The organism is Geobacillus sp. DSP4a, from assembly GCF_013096875.1.
GTDB classification, from domain to species: Bacteria; Bacillota; Bacilli; order Bacillales; family Anoxybacillaceae; genus Geobacillus; species Geobacillus thermophilus.
This window is the reverse complement of record NZ_SDLD01000019.1, coordinates 18,082-34,792: the sequence shown is the minus strand read 5'-3', so window position 1 is coordinate 34,792 and position 16,711 is coordinate 18,082. Positions and strand designations below refer to the sequence as shown.

The 16,711-nt window shown below is 53.9% G+C and carries 12 protein-coding genes and 1 pseudogene; 10 read left to right on the top strand and 3 right to left on the bottom strand.

Going from position 1 to position 16,711, the window contains the following annotated elements:
* Positions 1-112 precede the first annotated feature (112 nt).
* The 3 genes and pseudogenes from ETC02_RS08455 to ETC02_RS08445 form a co-directional block, all read left to right on the top strand.
* Positions 113-1,153 (top strand): M14 family zinc carboxypeptidase, encoded by a 1,041-nt coding sequence (locus tag ETC02_RS08455; RefSeq protein ID WP_371810162.1) that lies wholly within the window; start codon positions 113-115, stop codon positions 1,151-1,153.
* A gap of 493 nt (positions 1,154-1,646) precedes the next feature.
* Positions 1,647-2,003: a lmo0954 family membrane protein gene (locus tag ETC02_RS08450; protein WP_171698209.1), complete on the top strand. Its 357-nt coding sequence runs from the start codon at positions 1,647-1,649 to the stop codon at positions 2,001-2,003.
* A 28-nt stretch (positions 2,004-2,031) separates the two neighbouring features.
* Positions 2,032-2,292: pseudogene (locus ETC02_RS08445) on the top strand (PspA/IM30 family protein); the annotation flags it as partial.
* A 170-nt stretch (positions 2,293-2,462) separates the two neighbouring features.
* Here the strand turns inward: ETC02_RS08445 and ETC02_RS08440 are convergent.
* Positions 2,463-2,930, bottom strand: coding sequence for a hypothetical protein (locus ETC02_RS08440; protein ID WP_050368217.1), 468 nt, complete (start codon positions 2,928-2,930; stop codon positions 2,463-2,465).
* A gap of 187 nt (positions 2,931-3,117) precedes the next feature.
* Here ETC02_RS08440 and ETC02_RS08435 point away from each other — a divergent pair, with 187 nt between their 5' ends.
* The 7 genes from ETC02_RS08435 to ETC02_RS08405 all read left to right on the top strand — a co-directional run bounded on the left by ETC02_RS08435 (position 3,118) and on the right by ETC02_RS08405 (position 14,052).
* The gene (locus ETC02_RS08435; RefSeq protein ID WP_050368218.1) at positions 3,118-4,575 is read left to right on the top strand and encodes a protein adenylyltransferase SelO; all 1,458 of its coding nucleotides are present in this window, start codon (positions 3,118-3,120) and stop codon (positions 4,573-4,575) included.
* Between the two features lie 519 nt (positions 4,576-5,094).
* Positions 5,095-6,810: a putative bifunctional diguanylate cyclase/phosphodiesterase gene (locus ETC02_RS08430; RefSeq protein ID WP_063211288.1), complete on the top strand. Its 1,716-nt coding sequence runs from the start codon at positions 5,095-5,097 to the stop codon at positions 6,808-6,810.
* Positions 6,811-6,893: 83 nt separating this feature from the next.
* Positions 6,894-8,600, top strand: coding sequence for an ABC-ATPase domain-containing protein (locus tag ETC02_RS08425; RefSeq protein ID WP_171698208.1), 1,707 nt, complete (start codon positions 6,894-6,896; stop codon positions 8,598-8,600).
* Positions 8,601-8,758: 158 nt separating this feature from the next.
* A complete protein-coding gene (locus tag ETC02_RS08420; RefSeq protein ID WP_044742064.1) occupies positions 8,759-9,127 on the top strand; it encodes a Na-translocating system protein MpsC family protein in 369 nt (122 codons plus the stop codon).
* A gap of 337 nt (positions 9,128-9,464) precedes the next feature.
* Positions 9,465-10,967, top strand: coding sequence for an NADH dehydrogenase subunit 5 (locus ETC02_RS08415; RefSeq protein WP_050368759.1), 1,503 nt, complete (start codon positions 9,465-9,467; stop codon positions 10,965-10,967).
* A complete protein-coding gene (locus tag ETC02_RS08410) occupies positions 10,960-13,584 on the top strand; it encodes a DUF2309 domain-containing protein (protein WP_050368222.1) in 2,625 nt (874 codons plus the stop codon). The genes ETC02_RS08415 and ETC02_RS08410 overlap by 8 nt, the downstream gene beginning before the upstream one ends.
* 150 nt (positions 13,585-13,734) lie before the next feature.
* Positions 13,735-14,052, top strand: coding sequence for a DUF3870 domain-containing protein (locus tag ETC02_RS08405; protein WP_050368223.1), 318 nt, complete (start codon positions 13,735-13,737; stop codon positions 14,050-14,052).
* Positions 14,053-14,137: 85 nt separating this feature from the next.
* On the opposite strand, the gene ETC02_RS08400 is transcribed toward ETC02_RS08405, so the two are convergent.
* Together ETC02_RS08400 and ETC02_RS08395 are read right to left on the bottom strand one after the other, a co-directional pair.
* Positions 14,138-15,337, bottom strand: a complete 1,200-nt coding sequence (locus tag ETC02_RS08400) for an acyl-CoA dehydrogenase family protein (protein WP_033009908.1) — start codon at positions 15,335-15,337, stop codon at positions 14,138-14,140.
* Between the two features lie 111 nt (positions 15,338-15,448).
* Positions 15,449-16,630 (bottom strand): CaiB/BaiF CoA transferase family protein, encoded by a 1,182-nt coding sequence (locus ETC02_RS08395; protein ID WP_015373961.1) that lies wholly within the window; start codon positions 16,628-16,630, stop codon positions 15,449-15,451.
* Positions 16,631-16,711: the final 81 nt, after the last annotated feature.

Here is a 16,711-nt window from a genome sequence, read left to right as displayed (position 1 = left end):
TTTATCCTATCTTTTTTGTTGATATTAGTTATAAATTCCTGTTTTATCCATAGACGAAAGGAAAATGAAAAAAATTTAGAATAAAATGAGTAAATGATAAGGAGGGTGAGCAATAAAGAAAAAATTACTCATGTTGACCGTTGCTGGGGGCCTTCTGGCGAGCAGTGCCGCTATCCAGTTGCCGTTTGTAGAGGCGGTCGGCAATGGGCCGAATTATGGAGGGCATGAAACGGTTAGAACCGCTATACTCCACACTTATGAAGAGATGGTTGCCTTCTTAAAGGAGCAGGACGCTAAACAAGAACAGATGGAATTAGAAGTGATTGGGCAATCCATCAAAGGAAGAGACCTATATCTCGTCAAGTACATCAAAAACCCGGATCATCCGACCATTTTATTTTTGACTCAACAGCATGGCAATGAGCAATTGACGACAGAAGGAGCTCTGGAGTTTATTAAACATCTTGGGACAAGGAAAATGAAAGACGTCTTGAACCATGTCAATGTACTAATCGTGCCGATGCTAAACCCGGACGGGGCGATGGGGGATGTTGATTTTCCGCTCGATGATTATATCGCAAGCGGAGACCGCCATTTGACGAGGTATAATGCCGTTGGCGCTGATTTGAATCGCGATCATGTAAATAAACAATATCCGGAGACAAAGGCGCTACATAACAACGTGCTCCGCAAATATCACATCGATTATATGATCGACTTGCACCATCAAGGGGCAAACAGTGAACGGGACGGCAAGTTAGTATCCGGCTCTATTCTTTATCCAACTTCTCCTAATGCAGATGAAGAAGTTGTTTACCGTTCCAAACAATTAGGGGCTGTAATTTTTGATGCCATCGAGCCGACAGGATGGGGGCATCTTGGAAAATATGTTGGCGGCTCATCAGAGGCCATTGGCCGAAATGGCATTGCAGTTGAATATGGAATTTCGACATTGCTATTTGAGATGCGTGGGATGTCAGACCATTACATTGGTAGCTATGTTATTGGACAAAAAAGCAACGGTTATTTAATTCGACAAACGGTTGTCGCTTTGGATGCGGCAGTTAGGGCAATCGCTGACGGCTCGATTCATGAAAAAGATGTTTCTTTTTGGGACACCCTGCCTTATCAAGAGCGGAGATCTGAACAGTAGACTAGCGGTTATAACGCCGTTTTACGAAGTGTTTAAATCCATGGTCGACCGCGCCATTCGTGGGATTGATCCGGCGCTAGATGACGCCATTCCGGAAACTGACAATCCGATTAGCAGTCCGACGACAAGAGATGATGGACATTTTTATTTTGTATTCCGAATGAATAAATGATTTGGTCAAACTGACAGTCATTTTCCTGATGATTGTCAGTTTTTTTATCAATGTTACCAACTTTCCATGACAATTCTACGTTGGTGAGTGGTGATTTTCATGCCCGGGTCGAGGGCAAAACGGAGCCCATGGATCTTTCTGTGAACATGCGTCGCCTTGATCCATCATTTTCGTGTCGGAGTGGGGAAGGCTTGCTCATGAATGTTTTTACAACCTTATCAAACAAAAAATACGCCTCGAGTTGTAGCCAAAATATATCTTCGGAACATGATGGAAGGAAGGGAATGTGCGGTACGATAGAAAGCGAAGGGAGGCGAAAGGATGGCAAAAAAGATTGGACTGTTCGTTGCCGGCGCGGTGGCGCTGCTTGTTTTGCTGTTTCATCTCGGCCCGCTTGTCGGGCTGGCAATCACGCTGGCGGTGCTGTACTATGCGTTCAAGAAATGGTTGAAAGCCCCGTCGACATTCGGGAAGGTGGTGTGGGCGCTCATTGGCTGTGCGGCGTTGGTGGCCAGCGCTTGGAATGTGCCGGCGCTTATCGCGCTTGTCGCGGCGTATGTGCTGTATGTTGTGTATCGGAAATGGAACGGAGTGAAAGATGAGCGCATCGTTCCAGAAGCAGACGACCCGTTTGTCAACTTTGAAAAACAATGGGCGGAGCTGCAGAAGCATTATTAATAAATGATGGAAAGGGAGCGGATCAACGGTGAGTGTATTCTCTCGCTTGAAAACGATCATTGAAGCCGATCTTCATGAATGGCTTGACGAAAAAGAAAAGAAAAATCCGATTGCGCTTCTCAATCACTATTTGCGCCAATGTGAACAAGAAGTCGAGCGGGTGCGGCAGCTGCTTGAGCGCCAGTATGCGCTGAAAGAGCAATTTGCCCGCGAACATCGCGAAGCCGAACAGATGGCGGAAAAACGAAGCAAGCAGGCGGAGGTGGCGGCGCAAGCGCGGTGCATGGAGAATGTGCGAGGTCGAACGCGATTCATTTTTGGATCAGGAATAGCTGCTCTGTGAACGTGAAAACCGCTCCGTTTGCTCGGCGTAAAGCGAAGGCCAAGAAGAATGATAAAACGGGAGCGGTTTTCGTTTGCGGTGGATCGGGACATTTGGGTTGATCGGCGAAAGAGGAGTTACGCTTGCTTGGCCAATTGGCGAAGTTTTCGGTCGTGATGGAGCACTTTCGTTGTCAACACTTCGACCGAGGTTTGTGTGTCTGTCAGTTCTTCTTCTAAGCGGTCGATTCGCTCATTCAGTTGTTGGTTTATCTGATGCATTTCTTCGCGAAGGGCGTCGATTTTGGCCTCAAGCCGAGTTTCAACAGCGTGGATTTCCGACCGCAGCTGCTGCCCCATTTCTTGCATCTCGCTGCGGAGTTGTTGCCCCATTTCTTGCATCTCATTGCGCAGCTGTTGTCCCATTTCCTGCATCTCGCCGCGGAGTCGTTGCTCCATTGTTTGCATTTCATGGTGAAGTCGCTGTTCCATCGTTTGCATTTCATGATGCAGTCGTTGCTCCATTTCCTGCATTTTCGAGCCGATTTTGTCAGAATGCTGTTCGAGCGCGTGGAGCACGGCTTGAATGATCGTGTTCTCTTCCATTTGTTTCACCTCCTTAGGGCCATTATAGGAGAAACGGAACGGGAAGGAAAGAGAAAAGATGGTGGTTTTCGTCGAAGGAAGGCAAGCGGTTTTGGTTGAAGACAGCACGTTTTCGATTTATGATGCCGGCTGTCTTGCTGTACAATAAAACGTAAAAGAACAGGCGTTGGCCGCAAAGGAGATGACGATGTTGGACGCAGGATGGAAGTTCGACAACAGTTATGCAAGGCTGCCGGAGCGCTTTTTCAGCCGTGTTCTCCCCACGCCGGTGCGCGCGCCGAAGCTCGCGGTGTTGAATCGTCCGCTGGCCGCGGAGCTTGGGTTGAATGAGGAAGCGTTGCGAAGCGAAGAGGGAGTGGCGGTGTTCGCCGGAAACCAAATTCCGAACGGGGCGGAGCCGCTGGCGCAGGCGTATGCGGGGCATCAGTTCGGGTACTTTACGATGCTTGGCGATGGACGGGCGGTGCTGCTTGGCGAGCACATCACGCCAAGCGGGGAGCGGGTGGACATTCAGCTGAAAGGTTCGGGACGGACGCCGTATTCGCGCGGCGGCGACGGACGGGCGGCGCTTGGGCCGATGCTGCGGGAGTACATCGTGAGCGAGGCGATGCACGCGCTTGGCATCCCGACGACGCGAAGTCTGGCGGTCGTCACAACGGGAGAGACGATTGTGAGGGAGACGGAATTGCCTGGGGCGGTGTTGGCCCGCGTCGCCTCAAGTCATTTGCGCGTCGGGACGTTCCAATACGCGGCGCAATGGGGGACGAAAGAAGAGCTGCGCGCGTTGGCTGACTACGCGCTCTGGCGCCATTTACCCGGTTTTGAGGAAGCTGAGAACCGCTATTTGTTTTTGCTTGAACAAGTGATCGAACGGCAAGCGGCATTGATCGCGAAATGGCAGCTCGTTGGTTTCGTCCACGGGGTGATGAACACCGACAATATGACGATCAGCGGGGAAACGATCGACTACGGGCCGTGTGCATTCATGGATACGTATGACCCCGCGACGGTGTTCAGCTCGATTGATACGCAAGGACGGTATGCATACGGAAACCAGCCGTATATCGGGGGCTGGAATTTGGTAAGGTTTGCGGAAAGCTTGTTGCCGCTGTTCGATGCCGATGAAGACAAAGCGATTGCGCTTGCTCAAGAGGCGCTTGATGAGTATCCGAAGCAGTACCATCGCCATTGGCTTTCCGGAATGCGGGCGAAGCTCGGCCTTGCCGAGGAGCAGGAAGGGGATCAGGAGCTGATTGCGGATTTATTGCGGCTGATGGAACAATACCGCGCTGATTATACGAACACGTTCCGGGCGTTGACGTTAGGTGAGTATACGGGAATGGCGCTCTTTGACGCTTCGGAGTTCCGCGAGTGGCATGAGCGCTGGCAAACAAGGCTCAGCCAAGAATCGGCGTCAAGGGAAGAAGCGTATGAGCGGATGCGCCGCCATAATCCGGCTGTCATTCCGCGCAACCATCGGGTTGAAGAGGCGTTGGCCGCCGCGGTCGATGACGGCGATTACAGCGTGATGAATCGTCTCCTTCAAGCTCTTTCCGACCCGTACGCCTACTCGCGGGAGCAAGAGAAATACGCGGAACTGCCGCCGCCGTCCGACCGCCCGTATCGGACGTTTTGCGGGACGTGATGAAGGAGGGCTTTACGGCCATACCCGTCAAGTTAGCGGTATAAAATTTTTTAGGATGATACGCATGTTCGAAAAATCAATCAAAGGATGAAGAGAAAACCAAATGCTGGGCATGCCAAATAACCCTCAAGAAGAGGGTTGTTTGGCATTTATATCCATAACCCACACTACCATATCCCCAAAAAAATAATCCTTTCCAACGCTGATTTTCGTTAGAAAGGATACCATGTTTTTGGCGCTGAAAAAAGATCAAATTCTTAACTTGATGGCTATGGTTAGCCGCCCTCTCCTACTCGATGGATGTCTGCCTTTGATGATGTTGCCTATTCCCCAGTGCACAATCGAATCCTTTCTGTGCGGCATCGCGTCAGCGATTGGAAAGCAATGTTTTCAAACAGAAGCGTTTCATTCAACACAATTTAGGACGATGACGTATTTCAGCGCTATGCCATTGAAATGGTCATACGTTATCATTAAAATTTGGAGCATAAGAATTCAAAGTACAATGAGGTGAATGGTATGCCTTCTCTTCCGGAAGAGTTGAAAGATCTAGAATCCAAACTGCAACATACATTAAGAAAATTAGAGTCAATTCAAAAAGCGTTGGATGAATCGACGATTGTTGTGATTACCGACCAGACGGGAAAAATTACATATGTGAATGAGGCTTTCTGCCGCATCTCACAATATAGCCGTGAGGAACTGATTGGAAACACCCATCGCATTGTCAATTCGGGATACCATAGCCGAGAATTTTTTAAACATATGTGGAAAACCATCGGGACAGGGAAGATATGGAGGGGAGAGATCAAAAATAAAGCGAAAGACGGGAGTTACTACTGGGTTCAGTCTACCATTGTCCCCTTTTTGGATGAACGAGGAAAGCCGTATCAATACGTGTCGATTCGAACGGATATTACCCGTTTGAAACAGTATGAAGAGCAAATCAAATATATGGCCAACCATGATGATTTGACGGGCCTTCCCAATCGCCGTTTTTTAAGAGAGCAGTTTTCTAAATTGCTGAAAGAGACGAAAGAGGAGGAACGACTGCTGGCCGTTTATTTTATTGATTTAGCGCGGTTTAAAAACATTAATGATTCATTGGGGCATTCGGTGGGAGACGAAGTGTTGAAACAAATGGCTGATCGTTTTCAAACAGTATTAGATCAAAAGCTGTTTTTGACTCGCGTGGGCGGTGATGAGTTTGTCGCTGTGGCGCCGCGGGTGAATTATCAGTCTATCCTTGCGTATGTGCGGACAATCCAACAAATGTTGGCCCGACCATTGGAGATTGAAGGAAGAGAGTTTATTCTCTCCGCCAATATCGGAATCAGCGTTTTTCCTTTTGATGGAGAAGATTTAAACACGTTGCTCGGCAATGCGGACATGGCCCTGTATCATGCGAAAGAGGAAGGAAAATTTTATCAATTTTATCATCGAACGATCAATCAGCGCTTAATTAGGGAAACGATATTAGAAAGCCATTTGCATCGTGCTATCGAAAGAGATGAATTTATTCTGTATTATCAGCCGCAGTACGATTTGTTCACTGGGGAACTGATTCGCCTAGAAGCGCTGATTCGTTGGTATAATTCAGAGCTTGGATGGATCCGCCCGGATCAGTTTATTCCTTTAGCTGAAAAAATAGGATTGATGCCAAAACTCGATGAGTGGGTGCTGTCTACGGCATGCCGGCACAGGAAAATGTGGAAACAAAGAGGGGGGGTCGAAGCGGATTTATCCATCAACCTGTCTGCTTCCCATTTCCAAATACCAGGCATGGCTAAACGGCTCCTTTCCATTATTGAAAGCAATGGAGATGATCCATGTCGATGGGAATTTGAAGTGACTGAACATATTATGATGCAAGATAGTGCGGTCGTGTACGAAAACATAAGCCAGTTAAAAGAGGCAGGCGTTAAACTGGCGATTGATGATTTTGGCGTAGGATATAGTTCATTAGGATATATAAAGAAGTTAAAAGTGGACCGTTTAAAAATCGATCGTTCGTTTATCAAAAACTTACCGCAATCCGCTGATGACCAAGCCATTGTGGCTGCTGTGATCACGATGGCTCATCAATTGTCGATCGATGTCGTTGCAGAAGGAATTGAAAATGAGAAGCAAATTCAAATATTAAAGGAAATGGGGTGCAACGGAGGGCAAGGGTATTTTTGGAGGCAACCTGTGTCGGAAACGGAGATTGGATCGTTGTTGCAATGCAATGAGTGAACAGTTCAAAATGGCAATATAGGTTGTCTTGCCATACTCGGGTATGTTGAGGAAACGAATGAAGAGGAAAAGGAGCTGGTTTCATGGAAACGCTCAGACAACGGCTGCGATCCATTGATCAAAAGGGATATAAAGCGTATAAAACGATCGAAGGGACGTATTCGTTTCCACTGTTTACGCTCGCGATTGACCACGTGCAAGGCGATCCGTTCGCTGAGCCGTCCAAGGTCCGCGTGATCATACCGCGGGCGAAAACGGCGTTGGCAGCGGAGTGGATGAATACGAAACCGCGCCGCATCCGCTGTGAAGATGTGCTGGCGCGCCGCGTCCATCGTGAATTGCGGCAATGGCCGCTGCGGGCGCGCGGATCGGGAAAAAGCGGGCTCGTCTTGATCGATGCCCCAGAGCAGAAGGTGCTCGAGCGGACAGCAGTGCAAGTGACGGACGAGACGGTCACTGTCTGTTTGTCGGTCGGGTTGCCGGCGAACGGGCGGCGCATTTTGGCGAAAGAAGCCGAGGCCATCTTTTTCGAGCAAATTCCATCCGTCATCGAGCGGGCGGTGTACGGCCTTCGGGAGGAGGATATTCGTGCGGCAGTCGAGCTTGCCGATCAGCAGCACGCCATTCGCCGCTATTTGCGTGAACACGGATTGGTGGCGTTTGTCGCGAACGGTGCGGTTTTGCCGCGGGAGAGCGGAGTGAGCGACAAGCCGCTGCAACGTGGAGCGGTGCCGTTTCAAAGCCCGCCGGAGCTGGAGATCGCGATCCCCGTTCCGCATCGCGCTGAACCGATCAAAGGCATGGGCATCCGCAAAGGGATTACGCTGATTGTCGGCGGCGGCTACCACGGCAAATCGACGCTGCTGCAGGCGCTGGAGCACGGCGTGTATGATCATGTCGCCGGCGACGGGCGGGAGTTTGTCATCACAGACAGCGGGGCGGTGAAAATTCGCGCCGAAGACGGCCGGAGCGTCGCCAGTGTTGACATTTCCCCGCTCATTGGCACGCTGCCGTATGGAAAAGAGACGAAACAGTTTTCGACGGAAAACGCGAGCGGCAGCACCTCACAGGCCGCGAGCATGATCGAAATGATTGAAGCGGGGGCATCGGCGTTTTTGATTGATGAAGATACGAGCGCGACGAATTTGCTCATCCGAGATGGACGCATGCAGGCGCTCGTGGCGAAAGATGCCGAACCTATCACGCCGTATATCGACAAGGCGCGTCAACTATTTCGCGATTACGGCATTTCGACCGTTCTTGTCGTCGGCGGATTGGGGGATTACTTGGATATCGCGGATTGCGTGATCAAAATGGAGCAGTACGTCCCGTTTGATGTGACGGCAGAGGCAAAACAAATCGCCTTGCAGATGCCGTCGGGACGGAAAGCGGAAGGCGGCGAGTCGTTCGGCTGCATTCATGAGCGCATTCCGCTGCCTGGGAGTTTAAACAGCCAAAAAGGAAAAAAAGAAAAAGCGGTCGCGCGCGGACGGCACGTCATTCAGTACGGGCAAACCGATCTATTGCTTTATGCGCTTGAGCAGCTGGTCGATGACAGCCAAACGCGGGCGATTGTCGCGGCGCTGCTGTATATGGAACGAAAAGGATGGTTCGACGGAAAGAAAACCGTCCGCCAACTGCTCGATGCGATCGAAGAACAATGGGATCGCCAAGGCTTGGGCTCCGTTTCGTTCCGAAAAGGGCATCCGGGTGAACTTGCCCGCCCGCGCCGATTCGAGCTGGCGGCGGCGCTCAATCGGCTGCGGACGCTCCGTTGCCGCCAACGCTGAACCATTGCGGGCGGAAGCGGATTGAACCTGATTTCGCTTTTCGTTTCCGTTGATTTTGTCTAGCGTCCCCTTTCGATTATCGTTATAATTATGTTTATCAGTTCAATGAAACGGCTGGCGGCGGGGAGGCCGCGGTTTGGCTGAAGGGGGATCGAGGCATGGGCAAATCAAAAGGTTCGATTGAATCGGAAATCAGCAAAGCATTGACAAAATGGGAAAAAGATTTTCTTGGCCGCGGTTCGGTATCGGTGAAAACCGATATTTTGCGCGACATGATCATCGTTTCCTTGCACGGCATTTTGACGCCCGCCGAGTACGCGCTTTGCGAATCAAAAGAAGGAATGTTATCGGTGAAGCGGTCGCGGACGAGTTTAGTGGAGTCTGGAGTCGATGACTTGAAAGAAATGATTTTTGAAATCACCGGCGAGAAGGTGAAGAGCTTCCATACGGATTTAAGCACCCGAACGGGCGAGCGGGTGATCGTCTTTAAGCTGTTCAACGATTTAGAAAAGCAGCTTGCAAAATAAATTCATGGATGAAATGTTGACAAAGTTGTTGTATAATTAAAACAACTTTTGTATAGTGAATATAGAATCAAATGGAAACGATAAGGTCGGGAGTCCTTCAAAAAACCTACATAAACGTCGTTTAGGTTCGTTGAAGGGAAACCGACGGATGCCTGCCTCACTACGATAAGGAACGGGAGATCTTCAAACAATCGCCTCACGATTGGTTGAAGGTAAACCGGCTATGGGCAATCTATAGGCAATGGTGCGGCCTTTTTGGTCGCGTTGCCTGATTGACATAGCCGGTTTTTTCTTTTTTCTCCCGAACGAAGACAAAGGACGAGGGGAGGAGAATGTGATGGCAGCACAATGGTTCATATGGGGATGGCTCGCCGCAGTGGCCATCGTTTTCATCAGCGCAGCCGCATGGCTGCATCCGCGCATGCCGGAGCGGTATGTGCATGTGCACGTCTGGCTGTTGCTTCTTCCGGGAGCGGCGGCTGCCGCCGGATGGATCGGCGCCGGCAACGCAGAGGCCGGGCCGTGGCGGTTTGATGCGGTCAGTTGGTTGGTGGCCGTCTATATTTCACTTCTCAGTTGGGCGATTCAACGGTTTGCCGTTCGCTATTTGCATGGCGACCGCGCTTACCGGCGCTATTTTTCCTTGTTGACGTGGACGGTGTCGGCCGCTTCTCTGACATGGGCAAGCGGCGACATGCGCCTCGTTGCCGTCTGCTGGGGGCTTCCATTGATGGGCCTTGTGGCGTTAACGGCATTGAAAAAAGAATGGAGGCCGGCGCAGTTTGTCGCCCGGCAAATGGCGGTCGTGTTCAGCCTGAGTTGGCTGGCCGTCGTCATCGCTGCCGTCTGGCTCGGAACGGCGGCCGGCGAATGGCAGCTTGCTTCTGCGCTGTCGGCGGAGCTCCTTGCCCGCCTAGACGCCTGGGAGAAGGCGGTGATGAACGGACTGCTTATTTTGGCCGCCATTATCCCAGCTGGACAATGGCCGTTCCATCGTTGGCTGATGGAATCGGCGGTGACGCCGACGCCGGTGTCGGCGGTGATGCATGCGGGGCTCGTCAATGCCGGCGGGCTGTTGCTTTGGCGCTTTTCCCCGCTCTTTAGCGGGACGGGGGCGCATATCGCATTGTTTGTGATCTCCTTTTGCTCGATTTTGATTGGTATGGGCATTAGTTTGGTGCAGGCGGACTATAAACGCCAGCTGGTCGCGTCCACGATGGCGCAAATGGGAGTTATGCTTGTGCAATGCGCCCTCGGCGCCTACGGGGCGGCGGTCGTGCATTTGGTGCTGCACGGGCTGTTTAAAGCGACGCTTTTTCTGCAGTCCGGTTCGGTTGTTCCGAGGATCGGCCGGCCGGGATTCCAACGAGGAAGCGGGTCATGGCAGGGAGGTCTTCTCCTTGGCGTGCTGCTTGGGGTGTCTTTTTGGTTCGCTTCCCCGAATGAACAGGCCCGCCTGCTGAGCGCGCTTTTGCTTGGGGCCTCGGCGGCGGTCGCTTGGGGACGGCTGGCCGATTTCCGCGAAGGCCGCTGGATGGGCCTGGCGGCGGTGGCTGTGTTGGCGTTTGGTTCGGAAACGGTGCGCCATCAGTTTTTGACGCTGCTCGGCCAGGGGGAAGCGACGGTTTTTGTGCCGCCTGCCGCGTTTGAATGGACAGTAGGCGTCTTGTTTGCGATGGCGGCATTGACCGCTGCCTGGCTGGCAAACCGGCGCACATCGGCGCTTGCCGTTCGGGTGTATATGCATCTCGTTCATCTCGGGGAGCCGCGCCCAGCGGCTATGGAGGCGCATCCCCGTTATTTGGCATCCTATCTGAAGGAGGGAATGGCTCATGAGTAAAAGTGCAATGCCGCTTGAACGGCTAACGGGGGAATCGAAGCCCACCGGCGCAGAAGCCCGCCCGCTTGCTATGCTTGTCAGCGAAGCGACAAAGGCGGTTGCGCCGCTTTGGCCGATTTCCGCCTTTATCGCCCGCCATCCGTGGATGGGGCTTGAAGAGCAGACGTTTGCCGACGCAGCCGACCGCCTGCAGCAGGCGCATGGAATTGATTTGTATCCGCCGATGGCGGTTTTCCATGCGGCGATGGCAAAAGGGGAGATTGACCTTGTATTCGTCGAGCGGCGGCTGCAGCGTTGGCTTGACAACAAGCCGCTCCCGGTGCGGCGCCAAGAAGCAGAGCGAATGTGCCGCGCCCTCCTTTGGAATGAGACGGTGCCCAACGAGGCGCTTCGTCTGCCGGAACTGGCGGAGCTGGCGCATGCGGCGGCATGGCGTCCGGCGGCTGTTCGGACGGCGGGCGCCGCGTTGCACGGCGTAAGCCAACGCCTTGACCAACAAACCGTCAAATGGTGCAAACTGTTTTATGGTTCGAACACGGCGCCATGGGCGCTTCCACATCGTGAGCTGGGGTTTTACGGAGCATGGCGCCGGCTCATCGCCGCCGACCCGGCGCTCTCGAAAGAGGAACGGAAGCGGCTTGCCGATTGGCCGCACGACGGGGAAGAGGCGCTGCGTCAAGCGTTGATGAAGCTTGGCGTACAGGAGGAAGAGACCGCCGCTTACTTGGAGGCGCATTTGTTGGCGTTGCCCGGCTGGGCTGGCATGGTTGTATGGCAGTCGCGCCGGACGGGCGACGAATTGCGGGGATTGATTGACTATTTGGCGGTCCGTCTGTCGCTTGAATGGACGCTTGTGGCGCCATATTTGCCGCTTGAACGGGAGGATCATGCGGACATCGGCGCTGCTCTTTCACTGTTGGCCGCTTGGCTGCATTGGGGAGGGATGACGCTGGAAGACTGGCGGAACCTGTCCGGCAAAGAGCAGCGCGCCCGGTTGGCGTTTATCGATCGGTTTTGGCGAATTGACCGGTGTCATCTTTGGCTTGAAGCGTGGGAAGATACGTATGAAGCGAAATTGAAAGAAGCGGTATTGGCGCATCAGCCGATGGATGAGACGAAGAAGGCGGCAGCGCAGCTATTGTTTTGCATCGACGTCCGTTCCGAGCCGTTCCGCCGCCATTTGGAAGCGGCCGGACCGTTTGAAACGTATGGCTGCGCCGGCTTTTTCGGCTTGCCGATTCAAACGCGCGCACTTGACAGCGATGACGCTCACCCGTCATGCCCGGCGATCGTCGCGCCGCAGCATGAAATCAACGAAACCGCCGCTTTGGAAGCGGCGCGTCCGTACCGTCGCCGGCGCGATGCATTCCGCTTTGTCGGCCAGACGTTTAAAAAGATCAAACAGCATATGTTGGCCGGCTTATTGCTTCCGGAAATGAGCGGACCATGGCTCGGCCTTCATACCTTCGCCCGCAGCGCCGCGCCGGCTTGGGCTGGCCGGGTCGTCCGCCAGGCGGAAGCGGCAGCCGAACATAAGCCGAAGACGGACTTGTCGCTCCACCGCCATGGAAAGGATGAATCGTCTGGACTGCCGATCGGCTTTACAACCGAGGAACAAGTGCAATACGTGAAGCAGCTGCTCGTCAACATTGGCTTGACGTCTTCGTTCGCTCCGCTTGTGGTTGTTTGCGGCCATGAAAGCGAGACGGCCAACAACCCGTACGCTTCGGCGCTCGATTGCGGGGCGTGCGGCGGTGCGGCCGGGGCGTTCAACGCCCGCGTATTCGCCGCGTTGGCCAACTTGCCGGAAGTGCGCGCTGGACTGGCGGCTGAAGGGATCAACATTCCGGATGAAACGGTGTTTGTCGCTGCGGAACATATTACGACCGTCGATGAAGTCCGCTGGCTTGATGTGCCGCCGTTGCCCGCAGCGGCTGAGGCGGCGTTTCGACAGCTGAAGCAGGCGCTTGGCGAAGCGAGCCGCCGTGCGAACGCTGAGCGGATGGCAAAGCTCCCCCATGTCGGACAGACGCCGCGCGATCCGGTGGCGGAAGCGCAACGGCGCGCCGTTGATTGGAGCGAGATCCGTCCAGAATGGGGATTGGCCCGGAACGCTGCGTTCTTGATCGGCCGCCGCAAGTTGACAAAAGGAAAGGACTTAAACGGCCGGGTGTTTTTGCATAGCTACGATTGGCGCGAAGATCCGACCGGTGAGGCGCTCGCCGGCATTATCGCCGGGCCGGCGACCGTCGGACAATGGATTAACTTGCAATATTACGCTTCAACAGTCGCACCGCACTACTACGGGAGCGGCGATAAAACGACCCAGACGGTGACCGGCGGCATCGGCGTCATGCAAGGGAACGGGAGCGACTTGTTAGCCGGCTTGCCATGGCAGTCGGTCGCCGCGTCCGATCGCGAACTGTTTCATGCTCCGCTTCGGTTGCTTGTCATCATCGAAGCGCCGTCCTATTATATCGAGCAGCTGCTCGACAGAAATGAAGAGTTTCGTCGCAAAGTGCAAAACGGTTGGCTCCGTCTCGCCTCGATTGACCCAGACAGCGGGGCGTGGGTGAACTGGGAGGCAGGCCGTCTTGCATCAAGGCAGAAGCGCTAAAAAGCAACGATTTGCCGCTTGCCGAGTTTGCTTGGCGGGCGGCTTTTTTTGCTGCCTGCCAAACGAGGCAGGGAAAATGGATGTACGCCGCGAAACAAGATAATAGTTGGTATAACAGCAACAAGAAAGACGAGGAAAGAGGGAAAGCGGATGAAAACGCAGTTTATCGCCGGCCATGCGCGGCTGCCGGCCGGAATGGCGGCCAAAAGCCTTTACGATACGCTGACGATTACGGCGGAAATTGATAAAAAGTACGGGGTGATCGTGGAGGCATCATGCACACTGGCTACTGAACATGGGCGCGATTACGTGGCCCGGCTGCTTCGCGGCCATTCGCTGCGCGATGGCATCGACGGTCTGCTCGCCGAGCTTGACGAAGGGTATTTAGGGAAAGCCCATTCTGCTCTGTGCGCGGCGCTGAAAGATTTGTACAAACAATATTGCAAAATGGAGGAGAAAGGGCCATAAGCCGCTGCCCCCTCATCGGTTGATGGGGGGCAGCGGCGTTTTGGTGCGGGTCAGCGGTTTGGCCCCCCATGATTTCGTTCGTGATTCAGTTTTCAGCTGGCCGCCATGCCGGCAGCGTTTTGCGCAACGGTTTGTCTTGGCGGTAACCGAGCACATATTCGGCCTGCATGATCGTATGAATTTCCCGTGTTCCTTCGTAAATGACCGGCGCTTTCGAATTGCGCAAGTAGCGCTCGACCGGATATTCGTTCGAGTAGCCGTAGGCGCCGTGGATTTGGACCGCATCGTCAGCCGCTTTGTTGGCGTAATCGCAGGCGATCCATTTGGCGAGCGATGTTTCCCGCGTGCAGCGGCGGCCTTCGTTTTTCAAAAAGCCGACTTTGTACACGAGCAGGCGGCTGATTTGCAGGCCGGCTTCCATACGGGCGATCATTTGCTGGACGAGCTGATGGCGGCCGATTTCTTTGCCGAACGTTTTTCGTTCATGGCAGTATTTGACGCTGGCTTCCAAGCACGCCATAATGAGGCCGACGGCGCCGGCGGCGACGGTGAAACGGCCGTTGTCAAGCGCGGACATGGCGATTTTGAATCCTTCGCCTTCTTCCCCGAGCAAGTTTTCTTTCGGGACGCGGACGTTGTCGAAAAACAGCTCGCCAGTGTTTCCGGAACGAATGCCAAGCTTCCCTTTGATCGGGCGCGACGAAAAGCCGGGCATCGTCCGTTCGACGATAAAGGCGGAAATACCGCGATGTTTTTTCGATTTGTCCGTATAGGCGAACACAAGGAAGTGGTCAGCGATATCAGAGAGGGAAATCCACGTTTTTTGTCCGTTTAAAATATAGTCATCGCCATCGCGGACAGCGGTCGTCTGGATCGAAGCGACGTCCGAGCCGGCGTTTGGTTCAGTGAGGCCGAACGCGCCGATTTTTTCCCCGCGGGCTTGCGGGATAAGGTATTTTTGTTTTTGTTCCTCAGTTCCCCATTGCAAAAGAGTGAGGCTATTAAGCCCGGTGTGGACCGACACGGCGGTGCGAAACGCCGTATCGCCGCGCTCAAGCTCTTCGCAGACGATGGCGAGCGAGTTGTAGTCCATGCCCATGCCGCCGTATTCTTCCGGGATGCACACTCCCATTAAATTGAGCTCGGCGAGCCGTTTGAAAATGTTGCGGTCAAATTCGCCGCGTTCGTCCCATTCTTTGATATACGGCATGATCTCTTTGTCGACGAATTTGCGCACCGTTTGCCGGAGCATTTCTTGTTCCGGTGTAAAGTCGAAGTTCATCATCGTTTCCATCCCCCTATGCATCCGTTGTTGTGTAAAGGCGGTTGCCATTGCATGCCAGTGCACTGGCGGGCGTTCAGCCGGCCGTTTCCAGAAACTTTGTCTTCGCGTTGGTTATGGCGATTCGTTATCGTTGCCTTCGGCTTCTGGATCGTTTTGCCACCTGGTTTCGGCTTCGTTGTTATGTTCGCCGGCGAGCGGCGGCGGCAGCCGGTAGGAGACCGGTGTCCCAGACAGCTTGAGCGGGCTGGCGACAAGTTTCAGCGGACCGACGGTTGGGTGGTGCATGGTGACCGTCATATGACGCGCGTCGGTTTGCGGATGGCGAAACAGTTCGTCCATCGTTTGCACCGGGCCGCACGGGATCCCTTTTTCAGCGAGAAGGCGCTGCCATTCGGCGCGCGTCCGCCGCTTGATTTCTTCATTCAGCCGCCGGTTTAGTTCGTCCCGATGGGCGACGCGGCCTGGGTTTGTCTGAAAACGCGGGTCAGACCCGATCGAGCGGTCGGACAATAGCGAGCAAAGCGCCTGAAATTGCCGGTCATTGCCGACGGCGATGACGATCGGACCGTCGCTTGCCTCGTACGTTGAATACGGAACGATGTTCGGATGCTCATTGCCAAGCGGCTGCGGAATGTCACCTGACATTAAGTAGTTCGCCGCCACATTCACCAATGCACTGACAGCGCAGTCAAAGAGCGATAAATCAATTTTTTGTCCGCGCCCCGTTTTTTCACGAGCCAAAAGCGCCGCTTCGACGGCGATGGCCGCATACAACCCTGTAAACACGTCGGTGACGGCCACTCCCACTTTGAGCGGGCCGGTGTCCGCGGTGCCGTTGATGCTCATCCAGCCGCTCATCGCCTGAATGATGTAGTCGTAGCCGGGAAGCGAAGCGAGCGGACCGGTTTCGCCGAACCCGGTGATCGAGCAGTAGATGAGGCGCGGGTTGAGGCGGGACAGCGCTTCATAGTCAAGCCCCCATTTGTCCATCGTCCCGGTTTTGAAATTGTGGATGACGACATCGGCTGTCTCCGCCAGACGGCGAACGGTTTCCCGCCCTTGTTCTGTTTTTAGATCGACGGTTACACTTCGCTTGTTGCGGTTGACGGCCGTGTAGTAGGCGCTCATCCCATTTTGGAACGGCGGCCCCCAAAACCGGGTGTCGTCCGACCCGCCCGGCGCTTCGATTTTGATGACATCGGCCCCTAAATCGCCTAAAATCATCGTCGCATACGGGCCCGCCAATACGCGCGACAAGTCAAGGACGCGCACGCCATCAAGCGCTCCCGCCATTCGTTTCCCCCCTTTCCTGACATGCAAAAAGCCGGTTCCCAGGCAAGGTAAAGACAGGAACCGGCTTGAACGGACTGAGAA